Annotated in this window: 21 protein-coding genes; 17 read left to right on the plus strand and 4 right to left on the minus strand. The window is 66.2% G+C overall.

Annotated elements, in window-relative coordinates; all coding sequences use genetic code 11:
- Positions 1–350 precede the first annotated feature (350 nt).
- The 10 genes from V3B46_RS00550 to V3B46_RS00595 all read left to right on the plus strand — a co-directional run bounded on the left by V3B46_RS00550 (position 351) and on the right by V3B46_RS00595 (position 9,623).
- Positions 351–881, plus strand: coding sequence for a FapA family amyloid fibril periplasmic chaperone (locus V3B46_RS00550; RefSeq protein ID WP_106468124.1), 531 nt, complete (start codon positions 351–353; stop codon positions 879–881).
- A complete protein-coding gene (locus tag V3B46_RS00555) occupies positions 878–1,495 on the plus strand; it encodes a FapB/FapC family functional amyloid domain-containing protein (protein ID WP_329890819.1) in 618 nt (205 codons plus the stop codon). The genes V3B46_RS00550 and V3B46_RS00555 overlap by 4 nt, the downstream gene beginning before the upstream one ends.
- A gap of 43 nt (positions 1,496–1,538) precedes the next feature.
- Entirely contained in the window at positions 1,539–2,855 is a 1,317-nt protein-coding gene (locus tag V3B46_RS00560; protein WP_329890820.1) for a FapB/FapC family functional amyloid domain-containing protein, read from the plus strand.
- A 99-nt stretch (positions 2,856–2,954) separates the two neighbouring features.
- Positions 2,955–3,659: a C39 family peptidase gene (locus tag V3B46_RS00565; RefSeq protein ID WP_329890821.1), complete on the plus strand. Its 705-nt coding sequence runs from the start codon at positions 2,955–2,957 to the stop codon at positions 3,657–3,659.
- A gap of 12 nt (positions 3,660–3,671) precedes the next feature.
- Complete coding sequence (locus tag V3B46_RS00570) at positions 3,672–4,421, plus strand: hypothetical protein (protein WP_329890822.1); 750 nt, start codon at positions 3,672–3,674, stop codon at positions 4,419–4,421.
- Between the two features lie 46 nt (positions 4,422–4,467).
- The gene (locus V3B46_RS00575; RefSeq protein WP_329890823.1) at positions 4,468–5,760 is read left to right on the plus strand and encodes a transporter; all 1,293 of its coding nucleotides are present in this window, start codon (positions 4,468–4,470) and stop codon (positions 5,758–5,760) included.
- A 109-nt stretch (positions 5,761–5,869) separates the two neighbouring features.
- Positions 5,870–6,754 carry an NAD(P)-dependent oxidoreductase gene (locus V3B46_RS00580; protein ID WP_329890824.1) on the plus strand — a complete coding sequence of 295 codons (885 nt, stop codon included), beginning with the start codon at positions 5,870–5,872 and terminating at the stop codon, positions 6,752–6,754.
- A gap of 101 nt (positions 6,755–6,855) precedes the next feature.
- Entirely contained in the window at positions 6,856–7,995 is a 1,140-nt protein-coding gene (locus tag V3B46_RS00585; protein WP_329890825.1) for an SPFH domain-containing protein, read from the plus strand.
- Positions 7,996–8,016: 21 nt separating this feature from the next.
- On the plus strand, positions 8,017–9,369 hold the full coding sequence (locus V3B46_RS00590) for a TFIIB-type zinc ribbon-containing protein (protein ID WP_329890826.1): 1,353 nt from the start codon (positions 8,017–8,019) through the stop codon (positions 9,367–9,369).
- Positions 9,366–9,623 (plus strand): hypothetical protein, encoded by a 258-nt coding sequence (locus V3B46_RS00595; RefSeq protein ID WP_329890827.1) that lies wholly within the window; start codon positions 9,366–9,368, stop codon positions 9,621–9,623. Before V3B46_RS00590 ends, V3B46_RS00595 begins: the two co-directional genes overlap by 4 nt.
- A gap of 99 nt (positions 9,624–9,722) precedes the next feature.
- Here the strand turns inward: V3B46_RS00595 and V3B46_RS00600 are convergent, their stop codons facing one another.
- Both V3B46_RS00600 and V3B46_RS00605 read right to left on the minus strand, forming a co-directional pair.
- A complete protein-coding gene (locus V3B46_RS00600; RefSeq protein WP_329890828.1) occupies positions 9,723–10,619 on the minus strand; it encodes a tyrosine-protein phosphatase in 897 nt (298 codons plus the stop codon).
- 17 nt (positions 10,620–10,636) lie between these two features.
- Positions 10,637–12,925: a TonB-dependent receptor gene (locus V3B46_RS00605; RefSeq protein WP_329890829.1), complete on the minus strand. Its 2,289-nt coding sequence runs from the start codon at positions 12,923–12,925 to the stop codon at positions 10,637–10,639.
- Positions 12,926–13,048: 123 nt separating this feature from the next.
- On the opposite strand from V3B46_RS00605, the gene V3B46_RS00610 reads away from it, so the two are divergent.
- The 6 genes from V3B46_RS00610 to V3B46_RS00635 all read left to right on the plus strand — a co-directional run bounded on the left by V3B46_RS00610 (position 13,049) and on the right by V3B46_RS00635 (position 18,793).
- Complete coding sequence (locus tag V3B46_RS00610) at positions 13,049–13,693, plus strand: TetR/AcrR family transcriptional regulator (RefSeq protein ID WP_329890830.1); 645 nt, start codon at positions 13,049–13,051, stop codon at positions 13,691–13,693.
- A gap of 82 nt (positions 13,694–13,775) precedes the next feature.
- Positions 13,776–14,360, plus strand: a complete 585-nt coding sequence (locus tag V3B46_RS00615; RefSeq protein WP_329890831.1) for an AprI/Inh family metalloprotease inhibitor — start codon at positions 13,776–13,778, stop codon at positions 14,358–14,360.
- 67 nt (positions 14,361–14,427) lie between these two features.
- Complete coding sequence (locus tag V3B46_RS00620) at positions 14,428–15,387, plus strand: cation diffusion facilitator family transporter (RefSeq protein ID WP_329890832.1); 960 nt, start codon at positions 14,428–14,430, stop codon at positions 15,385–15,387.
- A gap of 72 nt (positions 15,388–15,459) precedes the next feature.
- Positions 15,460–16,086: a DNA-3-methyladenine glycosylase gene (locus tag V3B46_RS00625; protein ID WP_329891183.1), complete on the plus strand. Its 627-nt coding sequence runs from the start codon at positions 15,460–15,462 to the stop codon at positions 16,084–16,086.
- A gap of 115 nt (positions 16,087–16,201) precedes the next feature.
- On the plus strand, positions 16,202–17,911 hold the full coding sequence (locus V3B46_RS00630) for a sensor domain-containing diguanylate cyclase (RefSeq protein WP_329890833.1): 1,710 nt from the start codon (positions 16,202–16,204) through the stop codon (positions 17,909–17,911).
- A gap of 480 nt (positions 17,912–18,391) precedes the next feature.
- Positions 18,392–18,793, plus strand: a complete 402-nt coding sequence (locus V3B46_RS00635; RefSeq protein WP_329890834.1) for a hypothetical protein — start codon at positions 18,392–18,394, stop codon at positions 18,791–18,793.
- Between the two features lie 48 nt (positions 18,794–18,841).
- Here the strand turns inward: V3B46_RS00635 and V3B46_RS00640 are convergent, their stop codons facing one another.
- Positions 18,842–20,785, minus strand: coding sequence for a MacB family efflux pump subunit (locus V3B46_RS00640; RefSeq protein ID WP_329890835.1), 1,944 nt, complete (start codon positions 20,783–20,785; stop codon positions 18,842–18,844).
- A gap of 2 nt (positions 20,786–20,787) precedes the next feature.
- Entirely contained in the window at positions 20,788–21,969 is a 1,182-nt protein-coding gene (locus tag V3B46_RS00645; RefSeq protein WP_329890836.1) for an efflux RND transporter periplasmic adaptor subunit, read from the minus strand.
- A 236-nt stretch (positions 21,970–22,205) separates the two neighbouring features.
- Between V3B46_RS00645 and V3B46_RS00650 the strand changes: the two genes are divergently transcribed.
- Entirely contained in the window at positions 22,206–22,772 is a 567-nt protein-coding gene (locus tag V3B46_RS00650; protein WP_329890837.1) for a hypothetical protein, read from the plus strand.
- Positions 22,773–22,790 lie beyond the last annotated feature (18 nt).

Raw genomic sequence — 22,790 nt, forward strand, 5'->3', positions numbered from 1 at the left:
CGGCGTGCCGCCCCCCCGCCGGGACCTCTACGGCCACCGGGGCGGCCTTTGTTGGGCGGATCCTAGCGCTTCCCTAAACGGCGGCGCAATGAGCAGTGCGTAAAGAAATTCCTGGCTGAAGCGGCACCGTTGCAGACCGCGACGCCACCTGTAACACGGATGCGACAGCCGCCCGCCGCCCTTGCCCTGCGGTGCCTGGAGCTTCGAAATTCCAACAATCCCGCGACGTGCCTGTAACAGCGTGGCAGCAGCCCGGTCAGGTGCGGCACGGTGCCGACATTGGCCGGTGGGCATTTCGAAGTTGGCACGGTTGATGCGTGGTTCCGCCGCACCCATCGCGGGAGATCGGCATGGACGGCTCCACCCTGATTCGCGGCCTGGCCGCAGCACTGGCAGTGGCCCTGCTGTCGGTTGGCGCGGGCGCATCCGCATCCGGTGCCCGCCAAGGCGTGAAGGCACAACCGGGCGAGATCGTCCTGCTGCGGGATGTATCCGCGCGACCGGCGTATCGCATGGCACCGCCGGGCATGGCGCTGATTGCCGACCCGAAGCCGCAGCGCGAGATCGCCACCGCATTGGGCGCCGGCGGCACAACGACCGGCATGGACGAGTTGAGCGATGAGGACTATGCCGGCATGGCCGCCGGCCAGGCCGCGTCCATCGCGGCGCCGGGTGGCACCACCGTTGAACGGGTCACTCAGCAGGCCCTGGGCGGCACGCTGGGCCGCGGTGGCGACGGCATGGTCGGCAGCAATCTGGGGGGAGCCATGAGTGGGCCGCTCGGTGCGGTCGGCAGCAGCACCCGCGGTATCGCCGACACCGTGCGCGGCGCACTGGCCCAGTTCCCGCTGCAGGGCACGGCCCCGGCAGGTGGAAAATGAAGCCCCTGCGCGGGTTGCTTCTGCTGCTCGCTGCCGCGCCCTGGGCGACCCGGGCCGATGACTACAGCGGCATGCTCGCCTATCTCGACGTGGCCCGCATCGACGGCCACGCACTGGCCGGGGCGAATGGCGCCATCGCGGTCAACCAGGCCGCCGGTGACCTGAACCTGCAGGCCAACCTACGGGGTATCGCCGAGGGTGATCGCGCCGATGTCGCGATCAATGCGCGGCAACTGCAGCAGGGCAACCGCGTGCTGTCCGGGCCGCTGCAGGCCACTGCGTACATCGGCGGTGACGCACTGGCCGGCGCCAGTGGCATCGCATCCATCAACCAGGCCAGCGGCATCGCCAACACGACGCTCAACGTCGTCAGCGCGACGCTGGCCCGACAGGGCATACGCGAAACCGACGATACGGCCTTGGCCGCCGAGGGTTCCGCGTTGGCAGGGGGGCGGGACGACACCGGTCACGGCGTCGCGACGGGCACCCGCAGCGCAGGTGTAGCCAGCACCGCACTGCGGGGATTCGACGGGGTCCTGCAACTCAATCAGATCGCGGGCAACGGCAACGACACGGCCAACGTATTGGGCCTGGTCGTGCAGGACCGCCCGTGACAACCACCCAACCGATGCACCACCTGATGAGAGAGAGGGCACCATGAAAGCGACCGTCAAACAGACCATGCTCGCCATGGCGATTGCCACTGCCTCGACCGCCGCTGCGGCCAATGGCTGGGACAACCAGAACGCCAACGCGAACATCAATCACAACCACACCGTCAGCGAAACCCGCAACGACACGCACAACCACACCGACAACGACGTGCGCAACCGCACCGTCAATGTCAATGTGCAGAAACACAGCAACATCCAGGCCGACGAACGCAAGGAAAAGAACAACCACGGCGTCGACGTGAACCTGGAGAAGGACCTGCGACTGAGCACCGACATCGATTTCTCCGGTGACCCGAACATCACCGGCGACATCGACCTCGACTCGGCGGCCATCGCCGTGATCGACAACCGCCAGTCGATCAGCAACAACGCCACCAGCAACAGCCTGGTCACCAACAGTGCTTCCATCGGTGACAGCGTGGGTGCCGGCGCCTCGGGCAATCTCGGCTTCAACGTGGTCTCCGGCGACAACAACGCGCAGGACAATGCCGCGTCGCTGTCCGCTGCCGATGCATCCTTCAGCTTCGGCATGGCCGACGCCGAGGTGTTCGTCAACCAGGCCGGCTTCGGCAACGCCACCATGAACTCCGGCGTCACCAACGCCGCAGGTCTCGGCGGCAACGCCTTCGGTGGTGCTTCGGGCAACATCGGCGTGAACATCGCCTCGGGCAACAACAACGAGCAGAAGAACGCGCTCGCGGCTTCGGTAGCGACCACCGCGGTGGCGCAGTCGAGCATCAGCTCCAACCAGGTCTCCACCGGCAATACGGTCAGCAATGCCGGCTTCGTGCAGTCCTACACGGATACCGTGCAGGTCGGCATGCGTGGCGGCGTCAGTGGCCTGACCCTGGCCTATGGCGCGGGCACCTACCGCGGCTCCGGTAACGCCTACCAGATGGCCAATTACTACCTGGACACCTGGAACGGCGAGCTGCCACACCCCGACGGCAACAGCACCGGCCACATCGATCTGGACAACGAGATCCAGAACGCCACGATGAACCCCAACCGGCCGGGGGTGGGCGGCCTGGGCTTCGATACGCGTGAGAGTGGCACCAGCCAGTTCGTCGAACTGGGCGTGGCCGACCTGTACGCCAGCCTCAGCGGCACGGTCAGCACCACGCGCTGGGTGAATGTCAACGCGACCAATACCTCGGCGTTGTCCGGCAGTGCCTTCTCGGGCGCCTCCGGCAACATCGGCGTGAACGTTGCTGCGGGCACCGGCAACCTGCAGGCCAACAGCCTGGCCCTGGCAGTCGCCCAGCCCAGCACCGGCGGCGGTGGCGGCAGCGGCGAGTAAGCGCAACACCCCGGCCGTCCGCCAATGGCCGGGTCCCCGGGAGCCCCTGTTCCTCCTCCCCCTTGGGACAGGGGCTCCCCCCTGCTGCCGGAGAACGTGATGATCCGTTGCCGCTTCCTGATGCGCCTGCTGGCGATGCTGTTGCTGCTGGGTACGGCCTCCACGTGGGCGGGCGAGGTGCGCTTCAGCGGCGTACTGCCCAATGGCGCGTTGCTGCAGCAGAGGGTGGAGAGCATGCAGGAGCGGCGCTACCGCAACGTGGTGCGGCAACACACCGATTACAGCTGCGGGGCTGCCGCGCTGGCCACCATTCTGCGCCACGCCTACCACCTTGATACTGACGAGGCGACGGTGATCGAGGGGATGATGGGGGTCTCCGATCCCGCTCTGGTAGCCGAGCGCGGCTTCTCGCTGCTCGACATCAAGCGCTACGTGGAATCGCTGGGCATGCGCGGCCGGGGCTACCGCATCGATGAGGCACGCCTGCGCACGCTTCGCGTTCCCGGCCTCGTCCTGATGGACGTGCGCGGCTTTCGCCACTTCGTGGTGCTCAAGCAGGTGCGCGACGGTGTGGTCGAGGTGGCTGATCCCATCCTTGGCAACCGCAGCCTGGCACTGCCTGAATTCCTCGCTGCGTGGCCATCGCGTGCGGTCTTCGTGGTGATCGGCAGCGACTTCGATCGCAACACCGCTCTTCTGCAACCCAGCGAACGGCCAAGCGCCCGCGCGCTCTACGCGCGGCAAGGGCCGATCACCGATGCCGAACTGGTCGATTTCGGCTTCAGCCACGCCGACCTGTTCTGAGGAGGTACGACCATGTTCCGTCGACACGTATGGATGGCGCTGCTGTTGATGGCCCCTGCCCTGCCCCTGCAGGCCGCCGACGGCAGGACCGGGCGTGGACTCACGGAAATCCCCGACCCGGAACTGAGCCTGATGCGAGGCCGCTACACCGTGGGCGGCAACAACGTGGCCTGGTTCGGGGTGACCATGGTTTCGCAGTGGCAGGCCGGCAACGGCACGACGCTGCAGGGCAGCCTCACCTTGGGCATGGACTTCCGTGGTGGTGGCGCGCCGAAGCTGAGCTTCCAGCCCAGCGTGCATGTCACGGCAGCCGATGCACCGCTGCCCGATACCCACGGGCGCAGCATCGACAGCAGCGGCCTGGCCAACGCCAGCGGCCTGGTGCAGAGCGTACAAGTGGCTGGCGATGGCAACGTCGCCCGCAATGTCACCACGCTGAGCGTGCGTGATGGCGAGACGCCTTCTGCAGCGAGCGAGGTTGCGCGTTCGGTCAGCGCGCAGCAGGCCAGCGCCAGCGCGACAGCCGTGCTGGAAGGCAACCAGGCGCGCCTGCTGCTGCAGGTGGATGGCCAGGGCCTGGTGCAACAGTGGATCCGCAATGGCAGCGTCGGCCAGGGCATTGCCCTGGCCGGTGACGGCCAGATCGCCAGCAACCAGCTGCGGCTGGAGCTGGTGCGCAACACCGTGGGCGGCAACCTGCCGTTGAGCCAGAACGTGGCCCAGGCGATTGCGTTGAACCGCGGCATGGGGCCAGGCCAGTAACAGGGCCTGGCATTGGGGGAAATGCTCCACAACGCAGGACACGAACATGCACACCCTGATGAGGATCACCCCGTTGGCGCTGGCGGTGCTGGCGGGCACCGCGCTTGCCGCACCGCCGACGTCAGACGATGACGCTGACGTGCAGGCCCTGGCCAACCAGCTGGAACAGCTGAAGGCCAACTACGCACAGGAAGTGCGGCGGTTGCGCGAACTGGACATGCAGGTCCAGGCCATGCAGGCGCGCTTGAACGGGCGGGTTGGCCCGACCACGGCCCCACCGGCCGCGCCATTGGTGCAGGCGGCGGCCGCCGTGGTCCCACCGAGCAGCGAGGGCTACGCCAGTACCGCCGCCGAGGCGCAACAGGCCAAGCAGGAGTCGCGGCGCAGCGTGGACGACGTGAAGCAGCAGCAATCCGCGCTGTTCTCGCGGCGCTTCACCATCGAGAACAGCCTCACCTACGCGCGCTACGACCGCAAGCAGCTCACGCTCAACGGCTTCCTCGCGCTGGACGCCATTTTCCTCGGCAATATCGCCATCGAGAACGTGGAGTCCGACTCGCTGACCTACAACATGGCGGCCCGCTGGGGTGTCAGCCCGAACCTGACGCTCAACCTGGACGTGCCTTACCTGGCCCGGCGCACCGTATACCAGAAGGGCGGCGCCGGCGGAGCAGCGGCGGCCATCGCGCAGGAGCAGACCAACGGCAACGGCCTGGGTGATATCGGGCTGAGTGCCAACTACCGGTTGTTCGGCGAACGCGGCTGGCGCCCTGAGACCGTGCTCACGGCCGGTGTCACCGCCCCCACCGGGCGCGCACCCTACGGCCTGGACTGGAAGGTGATCGAGCGCGATGACGACGACTACATCCGCTTCGCCGTGCCGCGCGAGCAGCCCACTGGCAATGGCGTGTGGCAGGCCAACCTGGGCCTGTCGATGGTGAAGACCGCCGACCCGGCCATCCTGTTTGCCAACATCGGCTACGTGCACTCCATCCCGCGCGGGTTCAACGACATCGACAGTAATCCGGACACGGTCAATCCGGGCGATGTGAAGCTGGGCGGCTCGGTGTACTTCGGCGCAGGCGTGGCCTTTGCGTTCAATGAGCGGACCAGCCTGAGCCTGTCCTTCAGTGACCGCATCAGCGCCCGCGCTTCCACCCGCTTCCAGGGCGGTAGGTGGATGAAGGTGATCGGCAGTGACGCCAATGCGGCATCACTGAATCTGGGCGTGACCTACGCATTGAACCAGCACACCACGCTGGTGACGCTGCTGGGCATCGGGCTGACCCCGGATGCGCCGGACTTCACGTTGGCGTTCAAGATTCCGTACATGCTCTAGAAATGAACTGAACGGTATCAATGGCCATGCTTCACGCGCCCCACCGTGCACTGAAGCCGGCGCGGTTCTGGGTCATGATGGTCTTCCTTCCTGTCGCGCGGGTCGCACCATGTACATCGGATTCATCGGTCTGGGCGTGATGGGTACGCCCATGGCCGTCAACCTGGCCCGTGCCGGGAACCGCGTACTGGCATGGTCACGCTCCAGCCGGAACGACGAGGCAGCTCGCTCAGCAGGCATCGAGCGCGCCGGATCCGTGCAGGAGGTATTCAACGCCTGCCACACGGTCATCATGATGCTGGCCAACGATGAAGCCATCGACGCCGTGCTGCTGCGCGGCTCCGATGACTTCGACACGTACGTGCAAGGGCACCTGCTCATCAACATGGGCACAAGCTCCGCCGCCTACTCAAGGGCGCTGGCCGATCAGGTCCGTCGCGCGGGTGGGCGCTATGTCGAAGCGCCGGTCTCCGGGTCACGCCTGCAGGCCGAGGCGGCACAGCTGGTGGTCATGCTGGCAGGCAACCAAGCAGATCTGGCCGAGGCAGAGCCCTTGCTGGCCTCGTTGGGGCGGCAGATTGTCGCCTGTGGCGAGGTTCCGGCAGGCCTGCAGATGAAGCTTGCGGTGAACCTGTTCCTGATCACCCTGGTCACCGGTCTGGCCGAAGCCGTGCACTTCGCCGAGGCACATGGCATTGCCCTGGAGCGCTTTGCCCAGGTACTCAACGCCGGGCCGATGGCCAGCGAGGTATCGCGGATCAAGCTGGACAAGATGATCCGCGGGGACTTCACGGTCCAGGCCTCGATCACCGATGTTCTGAAGAACAGCGGCCTGGTGGCCGGTGCCGCGCACGAGGCGGGCATGCAGGCGTCCCTAATCGACGCCAGCGATGCACTGTTCGCACGGGCGCAGCGGATGGGGCTGGGAGGGCTGGACATGGCGGCGGTACTCCAGGCGATCCGGGGCGGCCGACAGGCCACCAGCGGAGCCTGATCCGGATTCATCTTCCGGCACCACGGCGGTCCCTGCCCGCTGCTATATTCAGTCCAGCTCGGCAGGCATGGTGCCTGCCCTCGAATCACAGGGAGTTGGTCATGGGTCTGGTACAGGCGGTGAAGGGTGCGGTTGGCGGTGTGCTGGCCGACCAGTGGAAGGACTTCTACACCGTGCCGGCGGGCCTGCCGTCCACGGCCGCCCTGTTCGCGGCGGTGCCGCAGGGCACCAATGCCGGCCGCGGCTCCAACACCAGCGGCTCGTCCAACATCATCACCAATGGCTCGAAGATCATCGTGCCGGAAGGCTACGGCCTGCTGCTGTTCCAGGACGGCGCGATCACCGCGTTTGTTGCCGAACCGGGCGGCTACGAGTGGCGCTCGGACGACCTGAACTCGCAGTCGATCTTCGCCGGTGACGGCCTGGTCAGCACCTTCATCAAGCAGAGCTGGGAACGCTTCAAGTTCGGCGGCCAGCCGGGCTCGCAGCAGGCAGCCTACTTCGTCTCGCTGAAGGAGCTGCCGGACAACCGCTTCGGCACCCAGTCGGAAATCTACTGGGACGACGGCTTCCTCAACACCCAGGTGGGTGCGGTCACGCGTGGTTCGTACACGCTGAAGATCGTCGACCCGATCCTGTTCGTGAAGAATTTCGTGCCGGCCAGCTACCTGCGTCCTGGCCAGGTGTTCGACTTCACCGATCTGGACAACGCCGCCGCCAGCCAGCTGTTCAATGAAGTGGTCGGCTCGCTGGCGCCGGCCTTCAGCCTGTATACCAACGACCCGAGCAAGGGCAACCGCATCACCAAGCTGCAGCAGGACTCGCTGGGCTTCGCGCAGAGCCTTTCGGCTGCGGTCGAACAGGGTTACCAGTGGAAGTCCGACCGTGGCCTGGCCATCGTCAAGACCGCCATCATCTCGATCGAGTACGACGCCAATACCCGCGAGCTGCTGAAGACCGTGCAGCGCGCCGACGCGCTGTCCGGTTCGCGCGGCAATTCCAACCTGCAGGCCAGTGTCGCCCAGGGCATCCAGTCTGCCGGCGAGAATGGTGGCGCTGCAGGCCTGGTCGGCGTCGGCATGGCCTCGGGCATGTTCGGTGTCGGCGGCATGCAGCAGCCGGTCACCCCGGCTGCCGACGATCCGGTCGCCAAGCTGAAAAAGGCCAAGGAAATGCTCGATCTGGGCCTGATCACCCAGAGCGACTACGACGCGCTCAAGGCCAAGGCACTGGGCCTGTAACCGGCAGGACGCACAAACCCTATGTCCGATCCCCGAAACGGCCCACCGCCGCTGCCCGGATCCGCGCCCGCGACGCCACCGCCCTTGCCGGCGGCGTCGTTGGACGGGCCCGGTTCGCCGCAGGACGTCCCTCCCCTGCCCGGCAGCTTCCCGCTGGACACCTCGAAGCTGCCTCAGGCCATCCGCGATGAAGTGGAAGCGCCCGATCCTGTGGCCATCGATACGTCGGCCAGCGAGCTGAAGGACGGCCTCAACCGCTGCCCCAAATGCGGCGCCACCGACATCCGGCCCAAGGCCGGTACCGATATCCTGGTCTGCCTGTACTGCCGTCACGAATGGCATGGCGCACGCGTCGAGGAGGAGTTCGGGCTGGGCGAGGCCATCGACCAGCTGCGTGGCACCGTCATCGCCTCCGGTGCACGTGACATCGATGCCGACACCTCGGCACTGATGACGTTCAAATGTACCGGGTGCGGCGCAGAAGTCACGGTCAACACCGAAAGCACGATGACGGCGCGATGCCACTGGTGCCGCCACGTGTTCGGCGTCAACGAGCAGATCGCCAATGGCGCGGTACCCGATGCGGTGCTGCCCTTCCACATCAAGAAGGACGATGCGGTCGCGCGCATCCGCCAGTTCGTCGACAAGCGGCGGATGTTCGCGCTGAAAGCGTTCAAGGACCAGTTCACTCCTGAAAACGTGGTGGGCGTGTTCCTGCCCTACATGATCGTCGACAGCAATGCCAGCGCTGCGGTGGCCGGCAAGGGCGAGATCCAGACCCGGCAGTACACCGTGGGCAGCGAGAAGAACAAGCGCACCCTCTACGACGCCGATGTCTACCAGGTCGAACGCCAGGTCGATTTCACCGTCGACGATCTTCCGCTGGAATCCTCGGCCGAGCGCGGCAATCTGGATACCCGCGCCAACACCAACAACATCATCAACACCATACTGCCGTTCGATACCAAGAACGCTGTGAAATGGAACGCCTCCTACCTGGCCGGCTTCACTTCGGAGAAGCGCAACCTGGATGTGGAAAAGCTGCGGCCGCGACTGGAAGACCAGCTGCTGTCGATTGCCCGCGCACAGGTAGAAGGCTCGGTGAAGCGCTACAACCGTGGCGTGCGCTGGGAGCAGGAACAGCTGGAGGTGCATGGCACCCGCTGGGTGTCGATGTACCTGCCGGTCTGGCTGTACTCGTACCACCAGCCCGGCAGGAACGGCGGCATGCTGCACTACATCGCGGTGAACGGCCGAACCGGCGAAACCATGGGCAGCGTGCCCGTGCAGCAATGGAAGATGCTGCTGGCGGCACTTGCTACCGGCACCGTCATTGAAGCCCTCGCAATTGCCTTCCTGGTGGCATCGACATGAGCGACGACAGTGGCCTCTGGCTGTTGGCGGCAGGTCCAGTCGGCGCAACCGCGCTGTACTGGGCGCTGTACCGCTATTACCGCAACACCGACAAATCGCATTCCTTCGAGCACGAGACCGAAATCGAGGCGCAGCCCGTGACCGGTTCGGACCAGCAGGTGGGCCGGGTCACCGGCACCGAGGAAAAGCGCATACGCGGTGACAATGTGTATGAGTACCGGAAACGGGTGGTGCGGGTGAAGCCCGATCAGTAGAGCCAGGCCATGCCTGGCTGCGGGGAGCGCCGGCCGCTGGCCGGCATTCCCTTGGTCTCTGGACATCAAAGGGGAGCCGGCCAGCGGCCAGCACTACCCTCAGCCAGCCTGCCCCAGCCGTACCTTCAACTGCTGGATCTCCTGTTCACTGACCCCGATCGACTTCAGGTACCCTTCCGCACCACCATACTGGCTGTGCAGCACCGCCAGGAACTGCTCCATGTTGTCCGGTGCGGTACCGGCCATACCGGCCATCTTGCGGCCGATCTCCGGGTTCTGCTTGACCAGCGCCATGATCTGCGCGTTCATCGCGCTGTCCTTCGGCTGCCCTTCCAGGTAATGCGCGGAGATCGCGTAGTTGTGCACGATCTCGGCCTTCGGCACGCCCGCCAGGTCCAGCAACAGGCCGGCGATGATGCCGGTGCGGTCCTTGCCGGCCGTGCAATGGAACAGCACGGCACCGTCCTGCTGCGCGGCAATGCGCTGGAATACCTGCTTGAACTGCGGCTGGCTGTGGCCCAGCCACTGCACATAGGCTTCGCCGAGCGAATCGGGGAAGCTGGTCATCATCTTCTGCAGGTCCATCTTCTCCGTGCCCATCAGCGAGATGCGCTGGTAGTCGAAGCGATCATCCTTGGCCAGCAGGTCCGGTGACTGCGCTTCCTCATCAGCGGTGCGCAGGTCGATGTCCAGCTTCACGCCGGCCGCGGCCAGGGCATCGCGGTCGGCATCGGTCAGGCGACCGAGATCGGCCGTGCGCACGAACGCATCGGCCGGAATCGGGCCGTGGCGGCCTTGGAGGCCGGCGAACGTACGCACGTTCCAGGCGCCCTGCAGAGGGATCACACGCTGTGCATCGGCAGCGACGGGCTTCACATTGGCGGCGGCCGTCGCCTTCGTGGAAACGGCCTGCGGCGCATCGGCGGCAACTGCGGTTGCAGCCAGCGGCAGGCTCAGCATCAGGGCCAGGGCGAGTTCGGTATGGCGGGTCTTCATGGGGTTCTCCGTTCGAATCAGAAATTGACGGCCACGTCCAGGCCGAAAGTGCGCGGGTCGTTGAAGATGCCGCTCTGGCCCAGCGCCGCGCTGTTGATCTTGTAGAACAGGTGCTGCTCATCCAGCAGGTTGCGCGCCCACAGCGAGAACGACATCGTGGTGCCGGTGCTGTTGACTGGAACGTCCACCAGCGCCACCCGCGCGTTCACCACGAACGAGCTGTCGGTCAGCATCTGGTCGTACTCGCTGGTGTAGTAGCCATCGGACCAGTTGCCGTCCACATGGAACTTCAGCGCCGAGAAGTTGGCGAACGGCACCAGGTAGTCCAGCGACAGGCTGCCCGCATTCTTCGGCGCCAGCAGCGGCTGCACGGTCACCTGCACCCCTGCGCCGAACGGGTCGGTCGCGGTCTGCGCATCGATCTTCGTGTAGGCGTAGTTGAGGCCGAGCGTGAGGTTGTCGATCGGCATCACATTGAACTCCAGCTCCGCACCCCGGGACTTGCCATCGCTCAGTGCGTTGGTGGTGACCATGGTGGTGCGGGTTTCACCGCTGTTCGGGTCGAACGGCAGCGAGAAGTCCATCTGCTTGTGTGCGATGGTCGAATCGAACACCGCCAGGTTCAGGCGGGCGCGGTTGTCCCAGAACTGCGACTTGAAGCCGAGCTCGTAGGCCGTCACTTCTTCCGGACCGAACGCGGTGTAGTTGGTCGAGCGCGAGTTGGCACCGCCAGCCTTGAAGCCAGTGCTGTACTTGGCGTAGACCATCGCGTGTTCGCCGAGGTCGTAGGCGATGTTGACCATCGGATCGAAGCGGCTCCAGCGGTCCTTGAACGCAAGGTTGGTCGCCGCACCATTGACAATGTACAGGCTGCCCTTCTTGTCATCTCGGGTGTAGCGACCGCCGGCGGTCAGGTGCAGGCGCTGCATCGCTTCCGGCGTCCATGTGGCTTGACCGAACACACCCAGGCTGTCGGTCCATGCTTTGCTGGCGCGGTCGATGCGTACCCGAGAAAGATCCAGCGGGTTGGTCGCCGGATTCACCGTATAGCTGTTGCCACCCGGCCCCCAGACGAGCATGTTCGGGGTCTGGGCGTTGTCGCCGGCGGTCTCGTGGTAGTAGAACGCGCCGCCGAGGAACTGGACCTGCGAGGTATTGCCGATCAGCTGGAATTCCTGGCTGTACTGGTGCTGGTAAACCTGGGCCAGGCTGTAACGCCCGAAGGGTGTGCCTGTGCCACCATAGGCCGAAATCGCATCGACCAGCCCCATGTCGAACTGCCCCTGGGTGAGTTCACGGTAGGAACTGATCGACTTCAACTCCAGGTTGTCGTTCAGCGTCCATGAGAGGTGCAACAGATGGCCACTGGTGCGGCCGATGTTGTCTTCCTGCGGACCGCCGAGGATGGCGCTGTCGCGGCGATCCTGGCTGGCGCCGGCCTTCTGCAGGGGGCTGAGGTAGGCGCCTGGCACCAGCACCTGGGTGTGATATGGCGTGGTGGCGTCATAGGAGCGATCGAACGCGTACAACAAAGAGAAGTCATCGCTCGGCTGCCACAGCGCACTCAGGCGTGCGCCTCGCTTGTCGTAGCTGTTGAAGTCGCGCTCGCCGCGCATCGGATTGTCGGTGGTACCGCCTCGCTTGGCCTGCACGGCGTCGATCTTGAAGCTGACGTCCCCCACCTTGGGCAGATCCAGGTGCAGCGCACTGTTGTAGCCACTGAAGTTGGACACGCCCGCGCTGACGCTGCCGCCAAACTCGCCGGTCGGCGCCTTGGTCACGATGCTCACCGCGCCGCCTTCGGTATTGCGGCCGAACAGCGTGCCCTGCGGCCCCTTCAGCACTTCGATGCGCTCCACGTCGTAGAGCATGCTGCCCAGGCCCTGCGCGCGGCCCATGAACACGCCGTCGACGTAGATGCCGACGCCGGCATCGCGGGCCGGCTGGTTGGCGTCGCCGGAGGCACCGATGCCACGGATGCCGATGTTCAGCGCCGAACTGCGGGTAGCGAACGGCGTGACCCGCAGTGATGGGATGGAGCCATCGGACAGGCTGCCCAGCGAGATCGCGCTGCGGTCCTTCAGCGCTTCGGCATCGACCACCGACACCGAGATCGGCGTCTCCTGCAGGTTGGTGGCGCGTTTCTGCGCGGTCACCATCACCTGGTCGAGGGCGACCACGGTGCGCGCGGCCTCGGCGGATGCCTCGGCGTCGGCGCTGGGACTGTCTTCGGCATGGGCCAGCGCCGGCAGAGCGGCGGCAATGGCGAGGGTGAGCAGCGGGCGGTGCAGCAGGGCGTGGCGCATCGGACTCATTCGCGGAAGGAGAAGGCCGGCGCAGTCTGGGAGGCGGGAATTACAAATGAATGACCGTTCATTCACACCTTTTGTGACGTACTATCCCGCCACTGGATGCCCCGACCTCACGCAATGACGCCGAAAACCGCCGTAGCCGTACCCGCCGACGCCCCAGCCGCCGCCCATGCCGAAGCCCAGCGCCGGCGCATCCTCGATGCCGCCCAGAGGTGCTTCATCACCCGCGGATTCCATGCCGGTTCGATCGGCGATATCGCCGCCGAGGCCGAGATCAGCCAGGGGCTGATGTACCGCTATTTCGCCAACAAGCGCGCCCTGATCCTGGCCCTGATCGAGCGTCAGCTGCGCCACGACCAGGCCTCGATCAGCGAGATGCCGGCGGCCTCGGATCTGGTCGAGGGCCTGCTCGCGTGCTACCAGCAATGGGCGCGCGGCGAGGTGCTGCCGATCCATGGCAATGCCATTGCCAGCGTGGCGCTGTATGCGGAAATCAACGCCGAGGCGCATCGCGACCCGGTGCTGGCCGAGGTGCTGCGCACCCATGACAAGCAGACCAGTGCCGCGATCCATGCCTGGCTGCGCCAGCATGACGTCAATCTGGGCCGACCCATTGACGAAGAGCAGATTGCCGGCCGCACCCTTCTGCTGCGGCTGCTGGTGGAAGGCCTGGCGATGCGTGCGGTACGCGATCCGGACCTGCCGCCGGCGCGGGTGCGCGCCCTGCTGGCCGATGCCATTGGGCGGGTGATGGCCGATTGAGGAGCGTTGAGGCGCGCCCTCACACCGTCTCCCGCCCTACGGGTTCAATACTCGCGCGATCCAACCTGCCGAGGATGCTGCAATGGCCGCCTTGCTCGCCCGTACCTGCCTGCTCGCGCTGTGCCCCCTGGCCCTGCCCGCCCTGGCCCAGGACGCCTCGTTCGGCTTCGGCCAACAGACCACCCGCACCGACCAGACCACGCAATCCAGCAGCACCGAAACCCGGAACACGGGATCGATGACCACGCAGACCACCACTACGGACAGCACGCAGTCCGAGTCGCGCAGCGAAAGCAAAGGCATCGACGTGGACTCCGGTTTCCACGACAGCAACGACAACTGGGGCCATGACCACCGGCGTGATGACCGCGATGTGCGCGACGCCGATCTGTTCGGCAGCTGGACGCTGGGCCAGGAAAACGGCAGTACCTGCACCATCGAACTGAAGAACAACCAGTGGTTCGGTGGCTACAGTGCGTACGTACCTGCCGGCTGCCCGGACGGCTTCTTCTCGACCAACCGGTGGGTGTTGTCCGGAAACCAACTGCTGCTCACCGATACCAGCAACACTGTATTCGGACGGTTTCGCGCGTCGGGTGGAGGTCGCTGGTCAGGCTATCGAGAGTCGGACGGGGCGCGACTGTATCTGAATCCCAAGGGGCGCTGACCTTACGTGCACGCAGCGGGCACGCATTGATCGGGAAGATCAGGCATTCTCCCTGCCCCAGATCCGAATGTCCGCCCCCACCGGCTCCCGCCTCGTCATCTATGCCGCACTGGCTGGCAACCTGGCCATTGCCATCGCAAAGTTCATTGCTGCCGGCATCTCCGGCAGCTCGGCCATGCTCAGTGAGGGCGTGCATTCGCTGGTCGACACGTTGAATGAACTCCTGCTGCTGTACGGTCTGCGCCGCGCCGGCAAGGCGCCAGACCCCGTGCATCCGTTCGGCTACGGCCGCGAGCTGTACTTCTGGAGCTTCATCGTCGCCCTGCTGGTGTTCGCGGCCGGTGCCGGCGTCTCGGCCTACGAGGGTATCCAGCACATCCGCCGGCCGGAGCCGGCCAGCAACCACGCGTTGAGCTACAGCGTGCTGGGCATTTCCATCCTGTTCGAGGGCGCTTCCTGGGGGGTGGCATTGCGGGAGTTCCGGCGTACCAAGGGCAGACTTGGCTACTTCGAAGCCTTCCGTCGCAGCAAGGACCCGTCCACCTTCACCGTGCTGCTGGAGGATAGCGCGGCCCTGCTGGGCCTGGGTTTCGCACTGATCGGACTCGTGGCTGCCCAGGTGCTGGACATGCCGGTTCTTGATGGTGTGGCGTCCCTGTGCATCGCAGGCGTCCTTGCCGCTACCGCCTTTCTTCTCGCACGCGAAACCAAGGGGCTGCTGGTGGGTGAGCCGGCCCATCCAGCGGTGGCCGAGCGGATCATGGCCGTTGCCGAAACCGATCCGGACCTGCGCCGCGCCAACGGCGTCACGACCATGCAGATGGGCCCGGAGCAGGTCGTGGCCATGCTCAGCGCAGAGTTCGAGGATGACCGGCGAACGCCACAGATCGAGGCCTGCATCACCCGCATCGAAACCGCAGTAAAACGCGAGTATCCGGAACTGTTGGCACTGTTCATCAAGCCGCAGACGCCCGAGGTCTATGCCGCCCGGCGCGCGGCACTGGCCGCACCGCCTGCACCGGAATGACGCTGCGTCTGCACTCGTTTCACCTGGTCGATGCCACAGTCCTACCAACGTTTGCCCGAGCCTGCCTCTGCCGTGCCGGATTGGTTGCCCTCTTCTCTTCACATTGTCCAGCGAAGCTTCTACCGGCGCCCGCCCGTCGAAGTCGCGCCCGAGCTGCTCAACAAACTCCTGGTCCGTGACGATGGCCGAACGGGTCGCATCGTTGAAGTCGAAGCCTACGCGGGCAGTGTTGATCCAGCCGCGCACTCCTATCGCGGGCAGACACCACGCACTGCCAGCATGTTCGGTGAGGCCGGCCATCTGTATGTCTACTTCACCTACGGCATGCACTGGGGCAGCAACGTGGTCTGCGGCGAGATCGGCGAAGGCGTGGCCGTCCTGCTGCGCGCCGCCGAGCCATTGGCGGGGCTGGAGCGAATGCGTGAACTGCGCCCCGCGGCCCGGCGCGACCAAGATCTGGCCAGCGGTCCCGGCAAACTTTCGCAGGCCTTCGGGCTGGACCGCAGCTTCGACGGCGCGGATCTAGTAAGCGGCAGCCACGGCATCGTCATTGCCAGCGATGGCGTGCCTCCCCCCAAGGATCCGGTCATCGGGCCCCGTATCGGCATCACCCGTGCGGTGGACTTTCCCTGGCGCTGGCATGTTCGCGACCACCGTCACGTTTCAGTGCGCCCCTTGCGCGGCCCCCGCAAACCCTGACCGGGATGCGTCACGTCGGCGTCACCCCGTCGTGGCGATACATAACGCGGTACGCACTAGCGTATTGCCCGACAGCCGCCGAAGCCGCCCTCGCCACCCTGCCCTGAAAAGCGCCATGGACGAAGCCGAACGACTGCTTGAACTCGACCGCCTGCATCTGCTCGACACCCCGCCAGAGCCCGTTTTTGATGCGATCGTCGCCGCCGCCCGCGCCGCCACCGGCATGACCATGGGGCTGATCTCGGTGGTGGCCGACGAGCGGCAGTGGTTCAAGGCCAACATCGGGCTGGAAGGCGTCAGCGAAACCGCACGCGAGATTTCGTTCTGCACGCATGCCATCCAGCAGGACGCGCTGTTCGAGATCCCGGACGCACGCCAGGATCCGCGCTTCGCCACCAATCCGCTGGTCACCGGTGGCCCGCGCATCCGCCACTACGCCGGCATCTCGCTGGGCTCGGCGCACGGCGCGCGCATAGGAACGCTGTGCCTGCTCGACCCGATGCCGGGCGTGCTGTCTCCCTCGCAGCGCGAATTGATGGTGCATCTGGCGCGGGTCACCACCCAGGTACTGGAGCAGCGCAGCACGCTGATGGCGCAGGTCGGCCAGGCCAAGGCCCTGCATCGTGAGCTGAAGCGCAGCGAGGACTTCCTGGAACGCACCAACCGTGCGGCGCGGGTCGGCGGCTGGGAAATGGACCTGGCCAGCAACGAAGTGCGCTGGACCCGCGAGACCAAGCAGATCCACGGCGTGCGCAGCAACTTCGAACCGACGCTCGAGACCGCGCTGTCGTTCTATCGCGAAGACAGCCGCAACATCATCCGCACAGCGGTGCAGCGCTGCATCGATGAAGGCACCTCGTGGGAGGTGCAGTTGCCGATGACCACAGCCGATGGCCGCGCCATCTGGACCCGCGTGGTTGGAGGTCGGCAGCAGGTCGATGGCCGACCGCGGCTGGTCGGCGCCATCCAGGACATCACCGAGGAGCGTGCCGCGCTGGATGCCCTGGAGGCCAGCGAAACCCGCTACCGGCGGCTGTTCCACTACAGCCTCGGCCTGATCTGCACGCACACACTGGATGGCGTGCTGACCTCGGTGAACCCGGCGGCCGTGCAGTCGCTGGGCTTCGACGAGAGCTACATGATCGGGCGCAGCCTGTGCGACCTGATGCCGCCGGAGAAGCGGGTCGCCTTCAAGGCGTATCTGGGACGCATCGCAGTCAACCACACCGACGCCGGCGTCATCGAGCTGATCGCCGCCGATGGCACCCGCCATTTCTGGGCCTATCACAACGTGCTCGACAGCGAGGCCAATCCCCCCTACGTGCTGGGCCATGCGCAGGACGTGACGGCGCTGCGGATGCAGGAACAGCAACTGCGCGAGATGTCCTTCAAGGACCCGCTCACCCAGAGCTACAACCGCCGCTTCCTGCCACGCCTGGACGAACTGATCGACCAGCCATGGGCCTGCCTGATGTTCGATCTGGATCATTTCAAGCAGATCAACGACACCCAGGGCCATGCGCGGGGTGACACGGTGCTGGTCGAGTTTGCCGCCTTCCTGCGTGCCCCGCTGGGTGCGGCGGAGAATGTGGTGCGCATGGGCGGCGACGAATTCATGGTGGTGCTGACTGCGCCGGAACCGGGACGGCTGGCCGCACTGGAGCAGTGGTATGTGCAGCAGGCGGGACAGTCGCCCACGCCGTTCTCGCTCGGTTCGACCCACCACACTCCCGGCGAATCGGTGGCCGATACCCTGCAGCGTGCCGACAGCCGCCTGTATCGCGAGCGCGCACGCGTGCGCCAGCATCCCCGTCCAACATCCTGAGACCGCGGTTGCAGAGCCGAGCCGATGCTCGGCGTGCTGCGCGCTGCGCAGGGTTCATCGTGGACTGGCCGGACAGCAGCCGGGCATGGGCTCGGCCCTACCGGAGTGTCGCGATTGGCATGCCTGATCCCGTTCTCGCGCCCCGACGCTGGATTTCCAATAAATTCGAACTTTCCAACTATTCTCATTGGCAGTCATGGCGCTGCATGCAAATCATGTCGAGCCACCGACAACGGGTGGCACGGGCTTGCAATCCCGTTTGATGATTCATGCTGTTTACGCTTGTCTGCCGGCGTCGCTCATTCCTTGTGGAGCGGCGTCGGCAGGCATTCTGTCCGCGCACCTATGGCGGGCGGTGCGTGGGGGTCTCGTGCCCGCCGGCGTTTCGCATGAATTGTCACCGGTATTGCAACCACGCACTGTCCGCCACCTTGCTGTTAAGCCAGGTGGCACCTTCGTCATCTACATGAGGAAGCCGCCATGAGCGCCAACCACTACCCGTATCTGTTCGCCACGCTGGGCGATGCCGCCCGCCAGCTGCCCGACGACACTGCCCGCCCGCTGGAAACCACCCTTGCCGCCAACCCCGCTGCCAACGGCATTACCTTGCTGGCGTGCCTGCAACGCATCCGCGAAGTGGACGCGGCCGACGGCCAGCCGCTGCAGCGCAAGGGGCGCGCGCCGGGCCAGTGCACGGCGTTGGCGCGCATCAACCGGGCCAACGCGGGCCTGACGGTGCTGCTGGAACTGCTGCATGCCAGCGAGCGCGTGCGCGTGGATGGCGACGAAGCGCAGCAGGTGGGCAATGACGTGCGCGAGGGCCTGCTGCTGGCCTGCCGAGGGCTGTCGGAATATGTGGACACGCAGGTCTACGCGGCCTGACCGATCGCGCCGGGCATGCCCCGGCGCTATCCATAGGTGGACAGGCCATCACTCCGCCGCCAACGCCTGGATCGGGTCCAGCTGCGCCGCGCTGCGTGCCGGGAAGTAGCCGAACCCGAGCCCGATGGCCGAAGAGCACGCCAATGCCACCAGCACCGGCCCCGCGGTGAACAGGAACGGCACACCCAAAGACAGCAGGCTGGACAACGCGCCCACCCCGAACGCCAACAGCACGCCCAGCACGCCACCGAACAGGCAGATCAGCACGGCCTCGATCAGGAACTGGCGCAGGATGTCGCCCTGCCGCGCGCCCACTGCCAGCCGCACGCCGATCTCGCGCACGCGCTCCTTCACCGAGACCAGCATGATGTTCATCACCCCCACCCCACCGACCACCAGCGCCACTGCTGCGATGGCCGAAACCAACGCGGCCATGGTCTGGCTGGATTTCATCACCGCCTTGCGGATCTGGTCGGCGTTGTAGATGAAGAAATCACGCCGCCCATGAAGGCGCTCCAGCTCGGCGCCCAGCGAGGCCTCGGCGGCATTGGTCGGTATGTTGTCGCGTACGCGCACGGTAATGCTCTCCAGGCGCTGGCTGCCCAGCAGCCGCGAGGCGGCCGAGGTGTACGGCACGTAGACCGTGGGGGTTGCACCACCCGCGAACGCAGTGGCCCCCACCACACCGATCACCTCCACCGGCATGCCGCCCAACAGCACCGTACTGCCGATCGGGTTGCCGGTGAACAACGCCTTGGCCGCCTTCTGGTCGACCACGCCCACTGCACGGTGCGCCTCCACTTCGGCGTTGGTGAAGAAGCGGCCGGCCTTCAGCCGCAGCCCACGCACGCGCGGCATGTCGGCCCCCACGCCCAGCACCTGGGTGTTGGCACGCCGGTTGCCCTGCAGCGCTGCCACCGATCCGCTCAGGTTCGGGCTCACGCTGTCCACGTAACTCAACGCCGCAAGATGGTCCGCATCGCCCACCACCAGCGTCTCGATCTCCGCCGAACGCGGGTCACCGAAATCCGCGCCCGGGAAGATCTCCAGCGTACTGGCGCCCAGTTCGTTGATCTGTGATTCAACCTGCGCCTGTGCCCCCTTGCCCAGCGCAACCACGGTCACCACGGCCGCTACGCCGATGATGATCCCGAGCATGGTGAGGAGCGTGCGCAGGCGATGGGCCAGCATTGAGCGCACGGCCATGCGCGCGGCTTCGCGAATCGCATCCATGCGTGCGCGGCGCTCGGCAGTCAAAGGCGGACCGCGTTCGGCGATGGACGCAGCAGGCGTCACCACCGGCGCCCTGTCACCACGATCGGCGACCACACGTCCGTCGGCGATCTCGATCACCCGGCCGGCATGCCGGGCAATTGCAGCGTCATGGGTCACCAGGATCACCGTATGCCCTTGCACATGCAGGCGCTTCAGCTCGGCCATCACCTGCTGGCCACTGGCGTGATCGAGCGCGCCGGTGGGTTCATCGGCCAACACGATGGCGCCGCCGTTCATCAGCGAACGGGCAATGGACACGCGCTGCTGCTGGCCGCCGGACAGCTGGCTCGGCCGGTTCGCCATGCGTTCTCCCAGCCCCAGCGTTTCCAGCAGCGTGCGTGCACGGGCAGTGCGCACGTCCGCCTCCACGCCGGCATAGACTGCCGGCAGCGCCACGTTCTCGGTGGCACTCAGGTTCTCCATCAGGTTGTAGCGCTGGAAGATGAAACCGAAATATTCGCGGCGCAGGCGTGCCAGCGCGTCCGGCGCCATCTGCTCGGTGGCCTCGCCGTTCATCCGATAGCTGCCCTCGGTCGGCCGGTCCAGGCAGCCAAGGATGTTCATCAGCGTGGACTTGCCCGAGCCCGAAGGGCCGATGATGGCGATGAACTCGCCGGCATCGATGCGCAGTGAAACGTCCTTCAGCACCACCACCTCGCCGGCGGCCGAGCGATAGGCGCGCGATACGCCATGCAGTTCCAGCAGTGCGTCGGCCATGCTCACATCCCCAGCAGGCTGGTCGGTTCGGATTCGCCACCGCTGGGCGCCTGGCCGACCACCACGTTCTCGCCCTCGCGCAGGCCGGACAGGATCTGCACGGCGGTGGCGGTACGCAGGCCGGTCGTCACCGCACGTTCCTGGGGGCGGCCCTTGGCGTCGACCACGCGCACGGTTCCGCGGCTGCCGTCCATGTCATCCGACGAGGTCAGCGCCGTCAATGGCACCTGCAGCGCGTTGGCAACCCGTGCCAGCTGCAGGGTCACCTTCACCGTCATCGAGGGCTTCAGCTTCAGGCCGGGATTGGCCACGTCGAACAGCCCGGCGTAGTACACCGCCTTCGGCGTCTGCGCAGAGCCACCCGCATTGCCGGTGGCGACGTCGGCAATCGAGGACGGCGCCGGTTCCAGCTGCTGCAGGTGGGATTCATAGCGGCGGCCGCTCGGCCCCAGTGTCGAGAACCACAACGGTTGCCCCGGTGCCACCAGCTCGACGTCGGCCTCGGCGATCTCGGCGCGCACGGTCATCGTATCCATCTGCGCCAGCATCACGATGGTCGGCGTGGTCTGCATCGAGTTCAACGTCTGCCCGGCCTTGGTGACGATGGCCACGATGTAGCCGTCGCTGGGCGAAACGATGCGGGTATAGCCCAGGTTGATCCGTGCGGTCTCGACCTGGGTCACTGCCTGGTCGATCTGCGCCTGCAGCGCGGCCACCTCTGAACGTGCCGCATCTCGCGCCACGCGCGCGGCTTCGAAGCCTTCCTGTGACACCAGGCGCGACGCCACCAGCTGCGACTGCCGCTGGTAAGCACGACTGGCCTGCGCATAGCGAGCCTCGCTGGCGGCATGCTGGGCACGCAGCGTGTTGGTGGCCGCTTCAGCGCTGCGCAGGGCGATACGCTGCGGCTGCGAATCGACCTCGGCGATCAGATCGCCAGCCTGCACGCGCTGGCCGAGCACCACATGCAGGCGCTTGACCTGGCCGGACACCTGCGCGCCCACCGCCACCAGTTCCTTGGGATGGACCCGGCCGACCGCCTGTACGGTCTTCTCCAGATCCGCCATCCTTGCCGGCGCGGTGATCAATGCGGCATCATCGCCGCCGGCAAATGCCCACCATCCAGCGGCGGCGGCCAATGTGGCCACGGTGGCGGCAATGATCCAGGTCCTGTGGTTGCTCATCGAAACGCCCGGCTGCGTGCAGTCGCCCCGTGCGACCGCCGAAACTGCAGTCTGGAAGCCACGGATGGACGTTTCCTGGAGCCACTGTGGAGATTGCATGGAGGCGCGGCAGCCGTTCAGGCACCAGCCCCGCGCATGAATGTTGCAGCCTGCGTCCACGCAATCTCGACACAATCTCGACCGAGTCTCCATCAACGGTCGCTAGCCTCGTCGGCCTCGCCGACTGCCAGCCTGCCGTGTCCCCTTCCTACCCAGACCTGCCACCCATCGATGTACGCCATGCCTACCTGGCGTGGTGTGCGCCTTCGCCGTGGTTGATCGCACTGGTGCTGGCATCGACCAGCACATGGATGTGGGTCGCGCCGTATCCGGTACTGCCATTGCTGGCCGGCTTCGGGGCCGCCGCGCTGGTGGGGTTCCGCAGTGATGGGCCCGGCCGCACCCGCCGCGCCGGATCCCTCGCAGCGCTGGCGCTGATCGGCCTGGCGGTCTGGGCGACAACGCACCCGGCGGCCAACGTCACCCTGCATCTCCTGCTTGCCCTTGCCACCGCCGTGGTCGCCGCCCTGCTGGCAGTGCGCCTGCGCACCATCGTGGGCATGGCCTCGCGGCTGCAGGCCCGGGTGAACGCCACTCCCATGGCTTCGCGCTGGAGCAAGCTGCCGGCGGCGGTGTCCACCCTGATGCTGCAGCAGCTGCGCGACGCACGTGCAGTGGAACCCAGCCTGCGGCGCACGCTGGTGCTGGCCACCCTGGCCTGGGCTGCCAACGAAGAGGCGCAGGAAATGGAATACCGACGATGACCGTGCCCCTGATCCCGC

Origin of the sequence: Stenotrophomonas sp. SMYL11 (assembly GCF_036320005.1) — a bacterium.
Lineage (GTDB): Bacteria > Pseudomonadota > Gammaproteobacteria > Xanthomonadales > Xanthomonadaceae > Stenotrophomonas > Stenotrophomonas maltophilia_A.

Coding starts and splice junctions, on each gene's coding strand:
- V3B46_RS00550 (WP_106468124.1), top strand. CDS start 351: ATGGACGGCTCCACCCTGATTCGCGGCCTGGCCGCAGCACTGGCAGTG.
- V3B46_RS00555 (WP_329890819.1), top strand. CDS start 878: ATGAAGCCCCTGCGCGGGTTGCTTCTGCTGCTCGCTGCCGCGCCCTGG.
- V3B46_RS00560 (WP_329890820.1), top strand. CDS start 1,539: ATGAAAGCGACCGTCAAACAGACCATGCTCGCCATGGCGATTGCCACT.
- V3B46_RS00565 (WP_329890821.1), top strand. CDS start 2,955: ATGATCCGTTGCCGCTTCCTGATGCGCCTGCTGGCGATGCTGTTGCTG.
- V3B46_RS00570 (WP_329890822.1), top strand. CDS start 3,672: ATGTTCCGTCGACACGTATGGATGGCGCTGCTGTTGATGGCCCCTGCC.
- V3B46_RS00575 (WP_329890823.1), top strand. CDS start 4,468: ATGCACACCCTGATGAGGATCACCCCGTTGGCGCTGGCGGTGCTGGCG.
- V3B46_RS00580 (WP_329890824.1), top strand. CDS start 5,870: ATGTACATCGGATTCATCGGTCTGGGCGTGATGGGTACGCCCATGGCC.
- V3B46_RS00585 (WP_329890825.1), top strand. CDS start 6,856: ATGGGTCTGGTACAGGCGGTGAAGGGTGCGGTTGGCGGTGTGCTGGCC.
- V3B46_RS00590 (WP_329890826.1), top strand. CDS start 8,017: ATGTCCGATCCCCGAAACGGCCCACCGCCGCTGCCCGGATCCGCGCCC.
- V3B46_RS00595 (WP_329890827.1), top strand. CDS start 9,366: ATGAGCGACGACAGTGGCCTCTGGCTGTTGGCGGCAGGTCCAGTCGGC.
- V3B46_RS00600 (WP_329890828.1), bottom strand. CDS start 10,619: ATGAAGACCCGCCATACCGAACTCGCCCTGGCCCTGATGCTGAGCCTG.
- V3B46_RS00605 (WP_329890829.1), bottom strand. CDS start 12,925: ATGCGCCACGCCCTGCTGCACCGCCCGCTGCTCACCCTCGCCATTGCC.
- V3B46_RS00610 (WP_329890830.1), top strand. CDS start 13,049: ATGACGCCGAAAACCGCCGTAGCCGTACCCGCCGACGCCCCAGCCGCC.
- V3B46_RS00615 (WP_329890831.1), top strand. CDS start 13,776: ATGGCCGCCTTGCTCGCCCGTACCTGCCTGCTCGCGCTGTGCCCCCTG.
- V3B46_RS00620 (WP_329890832.1), top strand. CDS start 14,428: ATGTCCGCCCCCACCGGCTCCCGCCTCGTCATCTATGCCGCACTGGCT.
- V3B46_RS00630 (WP_329890833.1), top strand. CDS start 16,202: ATGGACGAAGCCGAACGACTGCTTGAACTCGACCGCCTGCATCTGCTC.
- V3B46_RS00635 (WP_329890834.1), top strand. CDS start 18,392: ATGAGCGCCAACCACTACCCGTATCTGTTCGCCACGCTGGGCGATGCC.
- V3B46_RS00640 (WP_329890835.1), bottom strand. CDS start 20,785: ATGGCCGACGCACTGCTGGAACTGCATGGCGTATCGCGCGCCTATCGC.
- V3B46_RS00645 (WP_329890836.1), bottom strand. CDS start 21,969: ATGAGCAACCACAGGACCTGGATCATTGCCGCCACCGTGGCCACATTG.